The organism is Halomonas ramblicola (assembly GCF_030409215.1).
GTDB lineage: Bacteria > Pseudomonadota > Gammaproteobacteria > Pseudomonadales > Halomonadaceae > Halomonas > Halomonas ramblicola.
Genome location: NZ_JAUFPL010000004.1, coordinates 1 through 17,960 on the forward strand (window position 1 = coordinate 1; position 17,960 = coordinate 17,960).

14 protein-coding genes are annotated in these 17,960 nt (G+C 63.2%); 7 read left to right on the plus strand and 7 right to left on the minus strand.

What is annotated here, in order from left to right; translation table 11 throughout:
• Window positions 1–37: 37 nt before the first annotated feature.
• Window positions 38–592, plus strand: a complete 555-nt coding sequence (locus tag QWY80_RS00500; RefSeq protein ID WP_435389198.1) for a transposase — start codon at window positions 38–40, stop codon at window positions 590–592.
• Window positions 593–1,135: 543 nt separating this feature from the next.
• On the opposite strand, the gene QWY80_RS00505 is transcribed toward QWY80_RS00500, so the two are convergent.
• The 7 genes from QWY80_RS00505 to QWY80_RS00535 all read right to left on the minus strand — a co-directional run bounded on the left by QWY80_RS00505 (window position 1,136) and on the right by QWY80_RS00535 (window position 8,936).
• The gene (locus tag QWY80_RS00505) at window positions 1,136–2,467 is read right to left on the minus strand and encodes an MFS transporter (RefSeq protein ID WP_290228713.1); all 1,332 of its coding nucleotides are present in this window, start codon (window positions 2,465–2,467) and stop codon (window positions 1,136–1,138) included.
• 11 nt (window positions 2,468–2,478) lie between these two features.
• The gene (locus QWY80_RS00510) at window positions 2,479–3,528 is read right to left on the minus strand and encodes an oligopeptide/dipeptide ABC transporter ATP-binding protein (RefSeq protein ID WP_290228714.1); all 1,050 of its coding nucleotides are present in this window, start codon (window positions 3,526–3,528) and stop codon (window positions 2,479–2,481) included.
• Window positions 3,515–4,606 (minus strand): ABC transporter ATP-binding protein, encoded by a 1,092-nt coding sequence (locus QWY80_RS00515; protein ID WP_290228715.1) that lies wholly within the window; start codon window positions 4,604–4,606, stop codon window positions 3,515–3,517. Before QWY80_RS00515 ends, QWY80_RS00510 begins: the two co-directional genes overlap by 14 nt.
• A 69-nt stretch (window positions 4,607–4,675) precedes the next feature.
• Window positions 4,676–5,398, minus strand: a complete 723-nt coding sequence (locus QWY80_RS00520; protein ID WP_290228716.1) for a GntR family transcriptional regulator — start codon at window positions 5,396–5,398, stop codon at window positions 4,676–4,678.
• A gap of 34 nt (window positions 5,399–5,432) precedes the next feature.
• Entirely contained in the window at window positions 5,433–6,299 is an 867-nt protein-coding gene (locus tag QWY80_RS00525) for an ABC transporter permease (RefSeq protein ID WP_290228717.1), read from the minus strand.
• A 43-nt stretch (window positions 6,300–6,342) separates the two neighbouring features.
• The gene (locus QWY80_RS00530) at window positions 6,343–7,290 is read right to left on the minus strand and encodes an ABC transporter permease (protein WP_290228718.1); all 948 of its coding nucleotides are present in this window, start codon (window positions 7,288–7,290) and stop codon (window positions 6,343–6,345) included.
• A gap of 104 nt (window positions 7,291–7,394) precedes the next feature.
• The gene (locus QWY80_RS00535; protein WP_290228719.1) at window positions 7,395–8,936 is read right to left on the minus strand and encodes an ABC transporter substrate-binding protein; all 1,542 of its coding nucleotides are present in this window, start codon (window positions 8,934–8,936) and stop codon (window positions 7,395–7,397) included.
• A 224-nt stretch (window positions 8,937–9,160) separates the two neighbouring features.
• Between QWY80_RS00535 and QWY80_RS00540 the strand changes: the two genes are divergently transcribed.
• The 6 genes from QWY80_RS00540 (at window position 9,161) to QWY80_RS00565 (ending at window position 17,804) form a co-directional block, all read left to right on the plus strand.
• Entirely contained in the window at window positions 9,161–10,576 is a 1,416-nt protein-coding gene (locus QWY80_RS00540) for an aminotransferase class III-fold pyridoxal phosphate-dependent enzyme (protein ID WP_290228720.1), read from the plus strand.
• 68 nt (window positions 10,577–10,644) lie between these two features.
• Complete coding sequence (locus QWY80_RS00545) at window positions 10,645–13,209, plus strand: heavy metal translocating P-type ATPase (RefSeq protein WP_435389188.1); 2,565 nt, start codon at window positions 10,645–10,647, stop codon at window positions 13,207–13,209.
• Window positions 13,210–13,274: 65 nt separating this feature from the next.
• On the plus strand, window positions 13,275–14,366 hold the full coding sequence (locus QWY80_RS00550; protein WP_290228721.1) for an NADH:ubiquinone reductase (Na(+)-transporting) subunit F: 1,092 nt from the start codon (window positions 13,275–13,277) through the stop codon (window positions 14,364–14,366).
• A gap of 18 nt (window positions 14,367–14,384) precedes the next feature.
• A complete protein-coding gene (locus QWY80_RS00555) occupies window positions 14,385–15,419 on the plus strand; it encodes a 2-hydroxyacid dehydrogenase (RefSeq protein WP_290228722.1) in 1,035 nt (344 codons plus the stop codon).
• Between the two features lie 39 nt (window positions 15,420–15,458).
• Entirely contained in the window at window positions 15,459–16,910 is a 1,452-nt protein-coding gene (locus tag QWY80_RS00560; protein WP_290228723.1) for an NAD-dependent succinate-semialdehyde dehydrogenase, read from the plus strand.
• A gap of 222 nt (window positions 16,911–17,132) precedes the next feature.
• The gene (locus QWY80_RS00565) at window positions 17,133–17,804 is read left to right on the plus strand and encodes a haloacid dehalogenase type II (RefSeq protein ID WP_290228724.1); all 672 of its coding nucleotides are present in this window, start codon (window positions 17,133–17,135) and stop codon (window positions 17,802–17,804) included.
• The last annotated feature ends 156 nt before the right edge of the window (window positions 17,805–17,960 follow it).

The window sequence follows — 17,960 nt, forward strand, 5'->3', positions numbered from 1 at the left end:
GTGCTTGGGGGAGTCATGAATAGGTGCCCACGTAACAATAGATGGGCACCTAATGTCGCCAGCCAGGGCCTTCCGTGTAAGGTGTGTTCACCGGGCGGTTACGGAGAAGCAGCGGGTGTTCGGCTTCATCGAGTACGCGGCCGATAGCTGGAAGAAGCGCCGACGACAGGTGATCGTCAAATCCGAGACCAGCCGACGCGGCTACAACACCCGCTACGTGGTCACCAACCTGCGCGGCTGCAGCGCTGAGTGGCTCTACGACCACCGCTACTGTGCCCGGGGCGAGATGGAGAACCGCATCAAGGAGCAGCAGTTCCTGTTCTCCGACCGCACCAGTTGCCACGAATGGTGGCCCAATCAGTACCGGCTGCTGCTCTCGGGGCTGGCCTACCTGCTGTTGGAGCGGCTGCGCCGGGTCTACCTCAAGCGCACCGCCTTCGCCCAAGCCCAGGTCAACACCCTCCGCCTGAAGCTGCTGAAGATCGGCGCCGTCATCACCCGCAACACGCGCACGATCCGGCTGATGTTGAGCAGTCAGTACCCGGAACAGGACCTCTTCCTGAAGCTGGCCAGCAAGCTGGTGCCGGGATAGCGCCGCGGCGTGCTGTCCCCGGCACAGAAAAGACATGGGGGTTGGGGGAAGTGCGCCCTGAGAGCAGGAAATTGATCAAGAAATAGCCAATCTCAAACCCGGAGCGCCATCATCCCCACCAAGCCTGGCCTCTGGGGCCTTCTGGGTAGCCCGATGCAATATCCGGGCTAGGGCGGCTTATTCGACCCCAGTCTGCCAACTCCTCCGGGCCGTGTAAGAAAGACTTGCCGATACCAAACTCAATGCCACTCAACCGCTTGATGAACGTGAGGCGACATTAGTTGCCGCTTTCCTGGGGCTAACAACGACAAAATGTCAAAAGTGCTGGCGAGAATGGTAGGATTTCCATCATATCCCATGGGCTGTCGGGGTCTGCGCCGTCGGCTGCGCTTTCTGTCCTTGACGCCCCACTGGCCAGCCTCCCGAAAACGCGCCCCGTTGAAGTGCCAAGCAGACATAACCAGGCCAGATACAACACGACGGAAGAGTGAAGTGGTCCGGATCCACAGCGACATGAGGCCAGACAGGGACGATCGACGCCCTTTATAGACGCTCCACTCTGCCACCTGCCGCCGGCCAACGACCATGCAGGTCGTCAATCACGATAGGATGGGCGTGGCGCCCGCCACGGGCATCCGCCAGGTGTGGATCGTCAGGGGGCAGGTCCGCGTGCACATGCTCCACCGCAACGACAAGCCGTGCGGGCCACGCACGCATGGCCAGCAGGGTGCCCAGCAGCGCCAACACGCCGAGCACCAGGAAGGCCGTGTCCAGGCCGAACCGGGCGCCCACCACCCCGGCCGTGGGATAGGTCACCAGCCAGGCCGCATGGGCGATGGAAAAGTGCGCCGCGAAGACGGCGGGACGGTCACTTTCCCTCGCCGCGTGAATCAGCACCCGCCCCGCCGTGGTCACCCCCGCCCCCAGGGCGGCGCCCAGCATGGGCCACAGCAGCAGCAGGCTCCATAAGCCCTGCGGGATCAACGCCCCGATGCCCAGCGCAATCACCGTGATGATGCAACCTGCCAGCATGATGGTCCGGTCCTTGACATGATCGAGCAGGTGCGGCACCAGCAGCGCCACCGTCATGGAGCCGGCACCGAAGCAGGCCATGACCAGCGCCACGTCACGCTGCCCCAGCGCCAGCACGCTCTGCACGTAGACCACGGTATTCACCGCCACCATGGCGCCGCCCGCAGCGATGGCGAAGTGGATGGCCGTGAGTCCTTTCAGGCTGGGGGTATGGAGGAATATCTTCACCCCCCGGAGCGCCCGGGTCGCGAAGGAGCGCTCCGGAGCGCGCTCGAAGTGGGGAAGTGCCGTCATCGCGATGATCGCGGCGGAGGCGAACAGTGCCAGCGCCGTGCCCAGGAACAGCAGATTGAAGGACACCAGGGTCAACAGATAGGCCGCCAGAAGTGGACTGATCAGGTTCTCCAGGTCATGCGCCAGCCGCGTCAGCGAGAGCCCCTTGACATAGAGCCGCTCCTCACGCAACACGCCGGGAATCGTGGCCTGCAACGCCGGCGTGAATGCCGCCGACGCCGACTGCAGCACGAAGATCAGCACATAGATCTGCCACACCTCGGTGACGAAGGGGAGCACAAGCACCACGACGCCGCGCAGCAGTTCCAGCAGGATCAGCATCAGGCGCCGGGGCAAGCGCTCGGCGAAGGCCTGAGCCAGCGGAGCGACAACGACATAGGCCCCCATCTTGATGGCCAGCGCCGTGCCCATGACCACCCCCGCCCGTTCCTCCGCCAGCTCGAAGGCCAGCAGTGCCAAGGCGATGGTGGTCAGGCCGGTGCCCAACAGGGCGATGCACTGGGCAGAGAACAGGCGCCTGTATCGCCAGTCTTGCAATGGCTCGAACATGATCGGTGTCGCTAACCGGAACCCACTGCCGCCATGTCGGCGCGACTGGCAGGGCCACTCTCCTCCGAATCAGCGGCGTGGTAGGGGCAGCGCACCTGGTGCCCATCGCTGACCGCAATCAGGTCCGGGAGGTCTCGCGCACACTCCGGCCTGGCGATGGGACAACGAGGATGGAAGCTGCAGCCAGGCGGGGGGGCGACCGGGCTTGGTGGTTCACCACGCATCGCGGCACACCCTTCCAGCCCTTTCTCCTCGAGCATGGAGGCACTGATCAGCGAGCGAGTGTAAGGATGACGGGGGTTGTGGAAGAGCTCCTCACTCTCGGCGGTTTCTACGATGCGCCCCAGATACATCACGGCGACCCGCTCACAGAGGTAGTGCACCACGCGCAGATCATGCGAGATGACCAGCAGGGTGAGGTTGTAACGTTGCTTGAGCGAGGCCAGGAGGTTGAGGATCTGGGAACGCATGGAGGAGTCCAGCGCCGACGTCGGCTCGTCACACACCAGCACTTGCGGGTCGAGCAGCAGGGCACGGGCGACCACCACCCGCTGCAGCTGTCCGCCGGAGCACTGGCTGGGGAAGCGATCGATGAAGCTGGCATCCAGACCGACATCGTCCAAGGCGCGGGTGATCCGCTGCAGCCGCTCGGGTCGGGTCCCGATCCGATTCTGGGACAGCGGGGCATACAGGCTTCGCCCTATCGTCATGCGGGGATCCAGGGCACTGAACGGATCCTGGAACACCAATTGAACGGTACGCCGCAGACGCTTGCCCGTGCTTCGGCTGGCCGACGAGACGTCGATACCGTCAATATCGATATGGCCCGATGTCAGTGACGACATGCCGAGGATCAACCGCGCCAGCGTGCTCTTGCCGCAGCCCGACTCCCCCACCAGGCCAAGGGATTCGCCAGGGGCAACCGAGAGGCTGATGCCGTCCACGGAGCGCACCTGTCGACGCCGGCGAAAAACACCGCCGCGCAGCGGATAGTACTTTATGGCATCCGTTATCTGGAGAATCGGTGCTGTGGCGTCGGTGCGTGTCTCAGCAGCCATCATGACGGTCCTCCTTGTCGGACTGGCAGGTCCTGATCGCCTGGGCCTGGATATCATCCGAAGCCCCGACCCAGCATCGTGCGCAGCAGCCGGAGCCATCATGCTCCACCATGGGGGGAGCAAGCCGCGAGCAGACCTCGGGATGCCCCCACTGTTCGGCAACCGGGCAGCGCGAACGGAATCGGCACCCCTCGATCTCGGACAATAGCTCCGGGGGATTGCCGGGAATGGCATACAGTGCTCCCGACTCGTCCGCTTCCAACAGAGAGCAGTGGATCAGCGATTGGGTGTAGGGATGCTTGGGGCTGTGCAGGATTTCCTGGGTCGTCCCCTGCTCCACGATCTCTCCCGAGTACATCACGGCCACGCGATCCGCTATCGCCGAGACGACGGAAAGGTCATGGGTGATCAACAGGATGGAGAGATTGCTCTCGCGGCGCTTGCGATCCAGGAGCTGAAGAATCTGCGCCTGCACGGTGACATCCAGTGCAGTTGTCGGCTCATCGGCAATGAGGATATCGGGTTCGGCACTGAGGGCGGCCGCGATCATCACCCGTTGGGCCATGCCACCGGACATCTGGTGCGGATAACACTTCATCCGTTCTTCCGGCTCGGGAATCCCCACATCGCGGAATAACTGCAAGACCCGTTCGTGCTCTTCCTCGGCGGAAAGGTGTCGGTGAACATGCAATGCCTCGGCGACCTGGGCTCCCACCGTGCAGGTCGGATCCAGCATTACATGTGGCTGCTGAAACAGCATCGCGATTCTGGCGCCGCGATATTCATTGAACTTATTCTCGGACAAGGAGAGGACTTCGTCTCCGCAAACTCGTTCCGTGCCATCGAGAATCGAGATGCCGGAAGGCATCAGGCGCATCAGGCTACGGGCCGTCATGCTCTTTCCGGAACCCGACTCCCCCACCAGGGCCAGAACCTCACCGCGCTGAATCGTCAGGTTCAAGTCATTGATGATGGCACCGACGCCGGGCACACCTACCGTGAGATGTTCGACTTCGAGAACCGGAGCACCAACCTCCGGTCGTGATGGATGCTGCAGTAGTGTCTGATTGGCAAGCATCATAAACCCCCTGATTGTGATTATGTGGGTGGTTATCCCTAGCCACGTCCTTTCGGTCTCGAGTATGCCGATTCAGCGATTTTCCGAACCGGTGAAGGCCATTTTCCCGGTGTCTTGTCTCGCCTTCTCCCACGCATTTCTGATGGTTTCGACCGGCTCCTGGAGGTGATCGGCGATCGCTTCCTCGAGCCGATCCGCATCGCCGCTCGCTATCAGTTTCGCCACACGCACATGCTCCTCAATGAGTCGCTCGCGTCCGCGATATACGCCGAGCAACTGATTGAGGCAAAGTCCCATTTCCGCCATGAGCGTGGCGAACAAGCGGGACAGGCGCTGGCTGCCGGCAGCATTCACCAGTTCGGAGTGGAAACGGATATCCACGGCGGCGACTTCGGCCCAGTCTTCCTGCTCGACGGCGACTTTCATGGCATCGGCTATCTGCAGCAGCCGTGCGGACAGCTCCTGCCTGCCGTCGGAGTGGACGATGCGCCGCAATGCCGCACGCTCCACGGCATCGCGGGTGAAGTAGATATCCTCGAGATCGTCTTCAGTGAGCTCCGGAACGAATACCCCACGGTGCGGCACGCTGATCAGCAACCCCTCCTGGAGCAGGCGTTGAATCGCCTCCCGGACCGGCCCACGGCTGACACCACAGCTCTCGGCGACCAGCTTCTCGTTCAATTGCATGCCCGGTGGATAGGCACCGGACAGAATAGCATCACGAACCTGTTCGGTGACCATGCTCGACATGGTCGAACGAACCACGGGTTTGGGTCCCGCATGCAGCTTCATCATGGCGTATTCCTCATCATTTCCAGTGAACTATCGGTCACTTTTTATCGTGCTTCCACTTCATTTTCTCATCCATATGAGCCTCCAGGCCTTGCCCGATCAGGGTGACACTCAGAGCAGTAATGAAGATTGCCAAACCGGGAATCAGCACCAGGAAGGGAGCACGATCCAGGTAGGGCAGCGCTTCAGCGAGCATCGCGGCCCAATCCGTATCGGGCGGTTGCACCCCGAGCCCCAGGAAGGACAGGCTACCCACCGTGATCAGCTTGTGGCCGAAGCGCAGGAACGCTATCGTCGCGAGCGGCCTCAGGACATTGGGAATCACGTGGTACAGGATGATGAAGGTGCGTGAACAGCCGAGTATCTCCGCCGCGCGGACATAGTCCTTGGAATTGATCTCCAGGGCCAGCCCGCGCGTCATGCGTGCAAAGGGCGTCCAGCCGGTCAAGGTCAGCGCCAGGATCAGTGTGCCGTAGCCCGGCCCCAGGATAGCGACCAGGAACAGCGCCACCAGCACATCCGGAAACGAGATGACCAGGTCCACGATGCGCATCAGAAATTCATCCACTGCGCCACCGACGCGGGCACTGATCGCCCCCAGAAGCGTACCGACGACGGCCGATATCACCAGGGTGATCGCGGTGATGGAGACCGAGAACTGGCCACCATGGAGCAGACGACTGAAGACATCCCGCCCCAGGTGATCGAGCCCTAGCCAGTGTTCCGCACTCGGTGGCGAGAAGCGCCCGCTAAGGGACATGTCTGCCGGATCGTGAATGGCGAACCAGGGCGTCAGCAACAGCATCGCGATCACGGTGGCGAACACGAAGCTGGCCAGCAACAGCGTACGGTTGTGTCGGGAGAGATGGATAACGAAGGACCACGCCATGTGCACGTTGCCCATTCTCGACCTCATGCCCTGCACGCGGTCCGGCGATATTGGGGTATTAAGCTGCGGCATTGTCGATCCTCACCACTGGATTGAGAAGGGTGTAGGCCAGGTCCGTGAGCGTATTGATCAACACGGCAAAGGTGACGATCGCAACGAGACCCGCCTGCAGGACCGGGAGGTCGCCATTGACGATTGCCGAGTAGACCAGCCGCCCCATACCAGGCACCGCGAAGATGACCTCGATGACGACTGCACCGCCGAGCAGGCCCGCCATCCACACCGAGAACAGCGTAATCACGGGCAGCAGCGCATTACGCAAGCCATGGGCGATCAGCGTGCGTCGGATGCTGAGCCCCCGGCTGTGCGCCGCGACGATGTGGGGCGAGTTGAGCACATCGATCATCGACGCGCGCATGACCTGGGTGAAATAGCCCATGGGCCGCAGCGACAGGGCCAGGGCCGGCAGGATCACCGACTCCGGCCCCCGCCAGCCTGCCGACGGCAACCATCCCAGATAGAGGGCGAAGACCAGGATGCTCATGGGGGCAAGCCAGTACTCCGGCACGGCCACGAAAGCCTGGTTGAGCGACTTGACGATGGAGTCGAAGGTACTGCCCTGGCGCAGGGCCGCGATGCTGCCACAGGGGACGGCGACGGCGAACGCGAACCCCAGGGCGGCCAACGTCAACACGATGGACACCTTGAGAGCCGACCAGACCTGCCCCATGACCGGCTCACGGCTCATGTACGAATTACCGAAATCGCCGGTCACGGCCTTGCCCAGCCAGTCCAGGTACTGCACCAGCAAGGGCCTGTGCATCCCCAACTCGATGCGCAGCGCCTCGATGGCGTCTGCATCCAGATCCAGACGACCGAAACGTGCCCGAGCCAGCGCCCGCACCGGGTCCGTGTCTCCCAGGTAAGGAATCAGGAAGACCAGAAACGATACGACCAATAGGGCCAGCGCAAGCACTGCGAGTCGGCGCAATATGAAAATCCACATGTTGAAGTCCTCCCAGTGATCGATTACTCCCGCTTCGGCGCGGCGCAGTGATTAAGGAAACGCTGACATCCCGTGCTCGCCAGCGCTTCCCTTCAGGAGTATCACTACTGGGAGTTGATCTTCAGGTCCTTGTGCAAGGCGGTGCGCTCATAGGCATGCACCTGGTAGTTCTCCACCTGGTTGGATACCGCCTCGCTGATGGTCTCGTGGATCAGGAACACATTCACCGCCTCCTCCTGCAGGCGCGCCGCGATATCCCGATAGATGGCATTGCGCTCCTCGGGATTCACCATGGCGCTCGCCCGTTCCAACTGGGCGTCCACTTCGGGATCGCAGAACCCGGCCAGGTTATAGCCGCCGTCACAGCTGTAGTCCGCCACCAGCGTGCCAACCGGATCGGCGACATCGGTGAGGTAACCCCGCGACAGCAAGACCATGTCGAAATCGCCTGCGAGCAACTGCGGCTCGATCGCCCCATACTCCGAGACTCGGATATTGGCTTGTATACCCACCTGCTGGAGCTGGAACTGGATCACCGCCGCAACATCAGCCAATGCCGGACGCTCTTCATAAGCCAGCAGCTCGAACTGTAACTCGCTTGCCGGCACCCCCGACTCTTCCAGTAGCTGGCGGGCCCGCTCCAGGTCTTGCGGTACGACAGCGGCATTCTCCGGCGCCCAGGGCGTGTTCGGCGAGAACTGGCCCACCGCTGGTTCCACCGAGCCTTCATAGACCGCCTCGGCGATACCCGCCACATCGATGGCACCCTGAATCGCCTGGCGAACCTTCATGTTGTCCAGTGGTGCGGCACGATTGTTGAGGTAGAGCGTGGTGGTCCGCGGCGCCTCAATGGTCTTCACTTCCAGCGACTCCGAGCGCTCCAACTCTGCCAGTGCCGATGCCGGTAACTGACGGGCAATATGAATTTCGCCGGTTTCCACCATCCCGGAGCGTACCTGTCCATCGGGGATGTAGCGTACCTCTGCTTCATCCAACTGCACCTCTCCCCCCCAATAGTCCTCATTCCGCTTGAGCTCCAGGCCCTGACGGGGAATCTCGCGAACGATCTCGAACGGGCCGGTGCAGTGCCCCACCGGGTCGATACGGTCATCGGCGAATGCCGCTGGCGACAGGATGCCGGTATTGGTGCTGGCCACGCGATTAGGCATGAAGACGTCCGGCTCCTGGGTGACGATACGTACCGTGTGCTCACCCTCCGGCTCCACGGTCTCGACCACACCAGGATTGAATCCCCGCGGCGGAGAAGCCACATTCAGCACCCGGTTCAGCGCATCGCTGACCACTTGCGGCGTCAACGCAGTACCGTCCTGAAACGACACTCCTTCGCGCAACTGAAACTCCCACACCGTCGGCGACACTTGCTCCCAGGACTCGGCCAGCGCCGGTGTTATCGAGGCGTCGTAGTCCATGTACGTGAGTGATTCCAGGCAGCCGGCTCGCGACAGCACGTAGGAATCGATGGTCTCCAGCGCCCACCCCGAGGCCGGAGTAAACAGCTCACCGAAGACGACCTTTCCGCCAGAGGCAGCTAAAGCGGACGAAGCCATGGGGCCGATCATGGCCGCCACCGCCACCCCTCGGCACAGGGGGAGCGACGCCTTGAGGCAATTACGAATATCCATCATTACTCAACCCTCTCACTTGTTGTTGTTCCTTTGCGGCACCTGGCCGCGCACATAGCGTCAGGCATTCCATGCCCTTAGTTTCTCTTCTGACTGATTCTTGCACGGTCCTAGGATAAAAGATATATTGACGAAGGTATTTTGTCAACAGTATTTTGTCTACTTGTAACAAGAAGGCGTGCCATCGCATCGCCTGGCCACGGGTTATAGAAGGGAGGGATCGCAGGATGGAAAACGACGATTTATATGGACTGGATCGCGCCCACCTGGTGCATCCGGTGGCCTCCTGGAGCTCGCATGAGCAACAAGGGGCGACGATTCTCGAATCCGGTAGCGGCGCCTACCTACGCGACAGCGAGGGGCGCGAGTACCTCGATGGCTTCGCCGGCCTGTGGTGCGTGAATATCGGCTACGGGCACGACAGCGTAGTCGAGGCGGCGGCCCGGCAAATGCGGCAGCTGCCCTATGCCACCGGCTACTTCCACTATGCCAGCGAGCCATCCATCCGCTTCGCCGAGGCCATCGCCCGACGCACCCCAGGCGACCTCGATCATGTCTACTTTACGCTCGGCGGATCGGATGCCATCGACAGTGCCATACGCTTCATCCGCTATTACCACAATGTCACCGGCGCGCCTCAACGCAAGCACTTCATCGCCCTGGAGCGCGGGTACCACGGCTCCTCGAGCACCGGATCGGGACTGACTGCCCTGCCGCTGTTCCATGACCATTTCGATGGTCCTTCAGCGTTCCAGCATCACATTCCGTCTCCCTACCCCTACCGCAACCCCGTCGGCCCAGGCGAGGAAGCCATCATCGCGGAATCCGTGAGAGCATTGCGGGCGACTGTCGAGCGTCTGGGTGCGGAGAACGTGGCCGCCTTCTTCTGTGAACCCATCCAGGGCTCGGGTGGCATCATCGTCCCGCCACGCGGCTGGCTGAAGGCAATGCACCAGGTATGCCGCGAGTACGGCATCCTGCTGGTGGTGGATGAAGTGATCACCGGCTTCGGCCGTACCGGCCCCCTCTTCGCCCTGGAAGACGAAGACGTGGTGCCCGATCTCATGACCATGGCCAAGGGCCTGACGTCCGGCTATGCCCCACTGGGTGCCGTGGTGCTGAGCGAAAGGGTCTACCGGGGTATCGCCGACAACGCGCCGGCAGGCAAGCCGGTGGGACACGGCTTCACCTATTCCGGTCACCCGGTGAGCTGTGCGGTCGGCCTGGAGGTGCTGAGACTCTACGAAGAAGGCGGCCTGCTGGCCAATGGCCAGCGGGTGGGCACTTACTTCCAGCAGCGCCTGGGCGAACTGGTGGAACACCCCTTGGTGGGCGAATCCCGGGGCCGGGGATTGCTGGGTGCCGTGGAACTGGTGACAGACAAGGCAAGCAAGACCAGGTTCGACTCGTCTCTGCATCTGTCGGCGCGCCTGCTCGGCATGGCCCGCGAGCGAGGATTGATCTTCCGCGCCTTCGCCGACGACGTCATCGGCTTCGCTCCACCGCTGTGCTGCTCTCACGAGGATATCGACCTGCTCATCGAGTGCCTGTCCTCGACCCTGGATGCCGCCCTGGACGAGCCGGACGTCCGAGCCGCCCTCAGGCATCCTGTGCCAGGAAAGGAATCGGCCCGGGCGTCTTGACCTTCCCACAATGGGAAGGTCTAAGTTCCTGAACACGGCAATCGCGGCACAACAGAGGAACCTGGATCATGCCAACCAACGACACAAGCAAGATGGAATCGGCCAAGGGGCACGTCCTTGCCAGCAATGCCTCATATTCGCTGGGAATCGAAGGCATGAGCTGTGCCTCCTGCGTGGGTCGGGTCGAGAAGGCGATCCGCGGCGTGCCAGGGGTCACCGATGCCTCGGTCAACCTGGCGACCCAACGCGCCCAGGTGGTGTTTACCGCCGGCCAGGAGGATATCGCCAGTGTCGTGCAGACGGTGGGGACCGCCGGCTACCCCGCCGTCACCGAAACCATCGAGCTGGCGATCAAGGGCATGAGCTGTGCCTCCTGCGTGGGTCGGGTGGAACGCAAGCTCTTCGGTGTGCCCGGCGTGCTCGACGCCAGCGTCAACCTCGCCACGGCGACGGCCACCGTGAAAGTGGTGGCCGAGGCCGTGACCGCGCCGAGCCTGGTCGAGGCCGTGAAGGCCGCGGGCTACGAAGCCGAAGCCCCCGGCGACACACCGGACCGCAGCGACCGCGAACGCGAAGCCCGCGAACAGGAAATCAGCGAGCTGAAGCGCGCGGTCACCATCGCCGCGGTGTTCACCCTGCCCGTCTTCGTGCTGGACATGGGCTCGCACTTCATCCCCATGCTGCATCACTGGCTGCAGATGAACGTGGGTCAGCAAAACCTGTTCTACCTGTTCTTCGCCCTGGCCTCGGTCGTGCAGTTCGGCCCGGGGCTGCGTTTCTACCAGAAGGGCTGGCCTGCCCTGCTGCGCGGCGGGCCGGACATGAACTCCCTGGTCATGCTGGGTACCACCGCCGCCTGGGGCTATTCGGTGGTCGCCACCTTCGTTCCCCAGTTACTGCCCGCCGGCACGGTCAACGTCTACTTCGAGGCCTCGGCCGTGATCATCACGCTGATTCTCGTCGGCCGCTACTTCGAGGCGATCGCCAAGGGCCGCACCAGCGAGGCCATCAAGGCCCTGATGCAGCTCCAGGCCAAGACCGCCCGCGTGGTCCGCGACGGCCAGGAGATGGAGATCGGCATCGACGAGGTGCGCCAGGGCGATATCGTGCTCGTGCGCCCCGGTGACAAGATTCCCGTGGACGGCACGGTCGTCGAAGGCAGTTCCTTCGTCGACGAATCCATGATCACCGGCGAACCCCTGCCGGTACGCAAGGAGGCCGGTGCGGAAGTCGTCGGCGGCACCATCAACAAGGTGGGCAGCTTCACCTTCGAGGCCACCAAGATCGGGGCCGATACCCTCCTGGCCCAGATCGTGCGCATGGTGGAACAGGCACAAGGCTCGAAGCTGCCCATCCAGGCCATGGTGGACAAGGTCACCAACTACTTCGTACCGGCGGTGATCGCCGCGGCCCTGGTCACGGTGGGCATCTGGCTGATCTTCGGCCCCGCCCCGGCCATGACCTTCGCCCTGGTCAACGGCGTGGCGGTGCTGATCATTGCCTGCCCCTGTGCCATGGGCCTGGCCACGCCCACCTCGATCATGGTGGGTACCGGCAAGGCCGCCAAGATGGGGGTGCTGTTTCGCAAGGGCGAAGCCCTGCAGTCACTACGCGATACTCGGGTGATCGCACTGGACAAGACCGGCACCCTGACCAAGGGGCGGCCCGAACTCACCGACCTGGTCGTGGCCAAGGACTTCGACGAGGCGGACACCCTGCGCCTGGTGGCTTCCGTCGAGCGCCAGTCGGAACACCCCATCGCCGAGGCCATCGTCAACGCGGCCCAGGGCCGCGGGATGGAGCCAGTCACGGTACAAGGCTTCGAGGCCATCCCCGGCTTCGGCGTTGCGGCACAGGTGGATAGCCATCGTGTGGAAGTCGGTGCCGACCGCTACATGCGCAAACTGGGCCTGGACGTGGAGGTATTCGCCAAGACCGCACACCGTCTCTCCGACGAAGGCAAGTCACCGCTCTACGCCGCCATCGATGGCCGGTTGGCCGCCATCATTGCCGTTGCCGATCCGATCAAGGAGTCCACGCCGGCGGCCATTCGCGCGCTGCACGATGAGGGTCTGCAGGTCGCGATGATCACCGGCGACAACCAGCGTACCGCCGAGGCCATCGCCCGCCGTCTTGGGATCGACAAGGTCGTGGCCGAAGTGCTGCCCGACGGCAAGGTGGAGGCGGTGAAGAGCCTCCAGAGCGAAGGCGACCGGGTGGCCTTCGTGGGCGACGGCATCAACGACGCTCCTGCCCTCGCCCAGGCCGACGTGGGAATCGCCATCGGCACCGGCACCGACATCGCCATCGAGTCCGCCGAAGTGGTGTTGATGTCCGGCGACCTGCGTAACGTGCCCAATGCGATCATGCTGTCCCGGGCCACCATTCGCAACATCAAGCAGAACCTGTTCTGGGCCTTCGCCTACAACACCGTGTTGATTCCGGTGGCCGCCGGCGCACTGTTCCCCGCCTTCGGGATCCTGCTTTCGCCGATCTTCGCTGCCGTGGCCATGGCCGCCTCGAGCATCTGCGTGCTCACCAATGCGCTGCGCCTCAAGGGTTTCCGGCCGCCGATAGCGATCGAAGCGGAAGGCACCGCAGCGCCGGCCCCCCCGGTTTCGCAAGCCGCATGAATACCCGACTGACAACGTGCCTCCCCGGGCGGGAGGCGCAAATACCACGTTCGGAGAACAACAAGATGAGTCACGAGGTGCAGATCACCACTGTCGATGAGGCCGTTACCGTGGAGGACGGCGACACCATCCTGGATGCCGCCCTGGCGGCGGGCATCGCCTACCCCCATAGCTGCCGCGCCGGCCGTTGCGGCGCCTGCAAGTCGAGACTGGTGGAGGGCGAGGTCGAGTTGCTCCCCCACACACGCTTCTCCCTGACCGACGAGGAGCGTGACGCCGGGCTGGTACTTGCCTGCCGCGCCGTGCCGCTCAGCGACTGCACCCTGTCCTGGCTGCAGGATGATGAAGCGCTCGCCACCGCCCATGCGGTGCGGAAAACAAGCTGTACCGTGGTAAAGCTCGACGACCTCACCCACGACATCAAACGGATTCGTCTACGCGTGGGCAACGGCGAGCGCTTTGCCTTCAGCGCCGGCCAGTACGCCCAGGTGACCTTTCCGGGCTGCCCGACCCGCGAGTACTCCATGGCCAATCATCCGGACGATCCCGTCCTCGAATTCCACGTGCGTCATGTACCGGGCGGTACCACCAGCACGCATGTGGCCCGCGAGCTGGCGGTGGGAGACACGGTGGAAGTGGAAGGCCCATTCGGCACCTCGTATCTTCGCGAGCGTCATGCCGGCCCCATCGTGGCGGTGGCCGGTGGTTCCGGCCTGGCACCGGTGAAGTCCATCCTCGAGGCCGCGCTGGCATCTGGCATGCGCCAGTCCATCCACCTGTACTTCGGCGCCCGCGACGAGCGCGACGTTTACCTGGAGCCCTACCTCCGTAGCCTGAGCGAGCGCCACGACAACCTGCAGATCCATATCGTGCTTTCCGAGCCCACCGGCTCCACCGAGCGCAGCACCGGCCTGGTGACTGAGGTCATGGCGATGAACCGGGACGAGGTGACCGGCTGCCGGGCCTACCTGGCCGGTCCGCCGCCCATGGTGGAAGCGGCCACCGAGTCGCTGCTGGCCCGTGACGTGCCGGCCGGCAACATCCATGCCGACGCCTTCTATACCTCGGCCGATCGCGACGCCATGGAAACGGAAACACAGGCGCCCCAGCGCAGTGCCGAGCACGGCTGCGCGTGCTGCCATACGGCATCTTCATGACGTCGCGGAGCAACCGAGATGCGACCAAGCCTCGGGGCATATCCCCGAGCCACGTCCTTCCAGTACCAGCAACTTCGGTCATTGCAGGCGTCGCACTGGACGCACAGGAGTCGAAAAGCAATGAAGGCGAGTTTCGTCTACAAGGCAGACCCGGCGCGCGGTCGTGAGTGGAAAAGGCTGTTCGCCGAGCGGGCTCCCCATCTGGATTTTCGTCTCTGGCCCGACATCGGGAATCCCGAGGCCGTGCGCTACCTCGCCATGTGGGAGCCACCCGACGACCTCGCCGAGCGATTCCCCAACCTGGAGCTGGTGTTTTCCATCGGCGCCGGCATCGATCAGTTCGACCTGAACAGCATTCCCGCTCATGTGCCGCTGTTACGCATGCAGGAGCCGGGAATCGCCGTCACGATGCAGGAGTACGTGGCAATGGCAGTGTTGGCCCTGCACCGCAACCTGATCGATTACATCGGCCAGCAGCGTGTCGCGGTCTGGAACGCCCTGCGGGTACGCCCCGCCTCGCAGTGCTGCGTGGGCATCCTCGGCCTGGGACAGTTGGGCGCCGCCGTGGCGGAGCGCTTGACCGGCCTGGGCTTTCCCTGCCGGGGATGGAGTCGGACCCGCCGCCACCTGGAGGGCGTGGAGTGCTTCGCCGGTGACGGGGAGCTGACGACCTTCCTGTCCCAAAGTCAGGTGCTGATCTGTCTGCTGCCACTGACCGACCAGACCCGCGGCATCCTCGATGCCAAGCTGTTCGCGCGTCTTCCACACGGGGCTTCGCTGGTCAATGTCGGCCGAGGCCCGCACCTGGTCGCGCAGGATCTGCTGGCGGCGCTGGACAGTGGGCAGTTGTCGGCGGCGGTGCTGGACGTGTTCGACCCCGAGCCGCCGCCTGCCGACCATCCGCTGTGGCATCACCCGCGCGTCCTGATGACGCCCCACGTGGCCAGCATGACCCAGCCGGAAGGCGCAGTGGCCATGGTGCTCGACAATATCGTCCGCCATGGAGAAGGTCGCGAGATGGCCGGGGTCGTCGACCGCCAGCGTGGCTATTGAGTACCCCACGACCCACCAACGAGAAAAACAGGAATCGACATGAACCAAGCGACAACCCTGCTGCGGGAGCAGTGCTATATCGATGGGGCCTGGGTGTCGGCCGCCGATGGCCGGACTCTGACGGTGCACAACCCCTCGACCGGTGAGGCCATCGGCAGCGTGCCCAGTCTCTCCGCCGAGGAAGTCCGCGGCGCCATCCACGCCGCCGAAGCCGCCGGCGCCTCCTGGGCGGCGCTGACGGCCAAGGCACGCGCCGTCATCCTGCGACGCTGGTACGAGCTGTGCATGGAGCAGCAGGAAGCCCTGGCCCAGTTACTGACCCTGGAGCAGGGCAAGCCCCTGGCCGAGGCGCGCGGCGAGATCGCCTACGGTTCCGCCTTCATCGAGTGGTTCGCCGAGGAGGCCAAGCGGGTCTATGGCGACGTCATCCCCAGCACCAACGACGGCCGGCGCACCCTGGTGCTCAAGCAGCCGATCGGCGTCGTAGCGGCGATCACGCCGTGGAACTTCCCCAATGCCATGATCACTCGCAAGGCCGCCGCCGCCCTGGCGGCGGGCTGCAGCATCGTGGTCAAGCCGGCCAGCGCCACGCCGTTCTCGGCCCTGGCGCTGGCCGAACTGGCCGAACAGGCGGGCGTGCCCAGGGGCGTGCTCAATATCGTCACCGGCAAGGCATCGGTAGTCGGCAACGCGCTGACCGACAACCCTATCGTACGCAAGCTCTCCTTCACCGGCTCCACCGAGGTCGGCAAGCAGTTGATGCAGCGCTGTGCAGGTACCGTGAAGAAGGTATCCATGGAACTGGGCGGCAATGCGCCCTTCATCATCTTCGACGACGCCGACCTGGATGCCGCAGTGGGCGGGGTAATGGCCTCCAAGTTCCGCAATACCGGCCAGACCTGCGTGTGTGCCAACCGAGTGTTCGTGCAGAACAGCGTCTACGATGCCTTCGCCGACAAGCTCAAGGCCGCCGTCGAGGCGCTGTCGGTGGGCGATGGTTTCGAGGAAGGGGTGACGCTGGGGCCGCTGATCGACGAGCGCGCCGTGGCCAAGGTGCAGGAGCATATCGAGGATGCCGTGACGGGCGGGGCCCACCTGCTGACGGGCGGTGTGTCGCATGCACGCGGTGGCAACTTCCTGCAACCGGCGATCCTCACCGATGTCTCCCGCGACGCCCTGCTGATGCGCGAGGAAACCTTCGGCCCGGTGGCGCCGCTGATTCGCTTCGACAGCGAGGAAGACGCGATCGTGATGGCCAACGACACGCCCTTCGGCCTCGCCAGCTACTTCTACACCCGCGACCTGGCGCGCTCCTGGCGAGTGGCGGAGGCCCTGGAATTCGGCATCGTCGGCTTGAACGAAGGCATCATCTCCAGCGAGGTGGCGCCGTTCGGCGGTATCAAGGAGTCGGGCATCGGCCGTGAGGGCTCCAAGTACGGCATCGATGATTATATCGAGATCAAGTATTTATGCGTCGGCGGCATTCGCTGACACATGATGTTTTCTCCTCTATAGCGAAAGTCATCCAGAGGTGAAAATGAGGACTTCGATGGCTAGTGATCCGATAAAGTATGATCAGGAAATTCGTCATCACGGTCCATAAAAAATGAAGCATGACCGTTGACTAGGTCTCAGTTTGATTCAAACCGACTAGTTGAATCAGGTGGGTCGTCACTACAACCCACTTCAAATACCCAGCACGAGGATAGAGACATGAGCATCTTTCGTCCCAAGTACATCACCTTCGATTGCTACGGCACCCTGACCGACTTCCAGATGGGTAAAATGACACGCGAGCTCTTCGCGGAGCAGTTCCCCGAGCCCGAGCGCCTGGAGCGCTTCGTCGCGGATTTCAGCGCCTATCGTTATGATACGGTGCTGGGTGACTGGAAACCCTATGCCGAGGTCATCAAGTCGGCTCTCGAGCGTACCTGCGCACGCTGGGGAATCGAGTATGACGATGCCATAGGGCAGAAGTACTACGACGCCATACCGAGTTGGGGACCACACCCGGACGTGATCGAGGGGCTGGCGAAAATCGCCGGCAAGATACCGCTGGTCATCTATTCCAACGCCAGCAACGACCAGATCGACTCCAACGTGGCCAAGCTCGAGGTGCCGTTCCACGAGGTCTTCACTGCCGATACCTTCAAGGTCTACAAGCCTCGCTTCGCCGCCTTCGAGGCCATGATCGACACGCTCGGCTGCGCCCCCGAGGAGCTGCTGCACGTGTCCTCCAGCTTCCGCTACGACCTGATTACGGCGGAACTGATGGGCATCAAGAACAAGGCGTTCGTCAACCGCAATCATGAGCCCTACTGCCAGGGCTACGGCGCCACCGAGATTCGCGATATTCGTGATCTGCCGGCCTTGGTCGGTCTCTGAATCTCATGCTTGTTGTCCAGCTTCCCTAGCATCGGGTCCCGGGCAATTAATCGCCCGGGACCCTCTAGGCGGGCATGAACCGACTCCAGGAAACGGTAGGTGGTCATCCCGAGGAGAGTGGTCTCGCCGCCTGGATCAGGGTGGCGTTCTGATCGG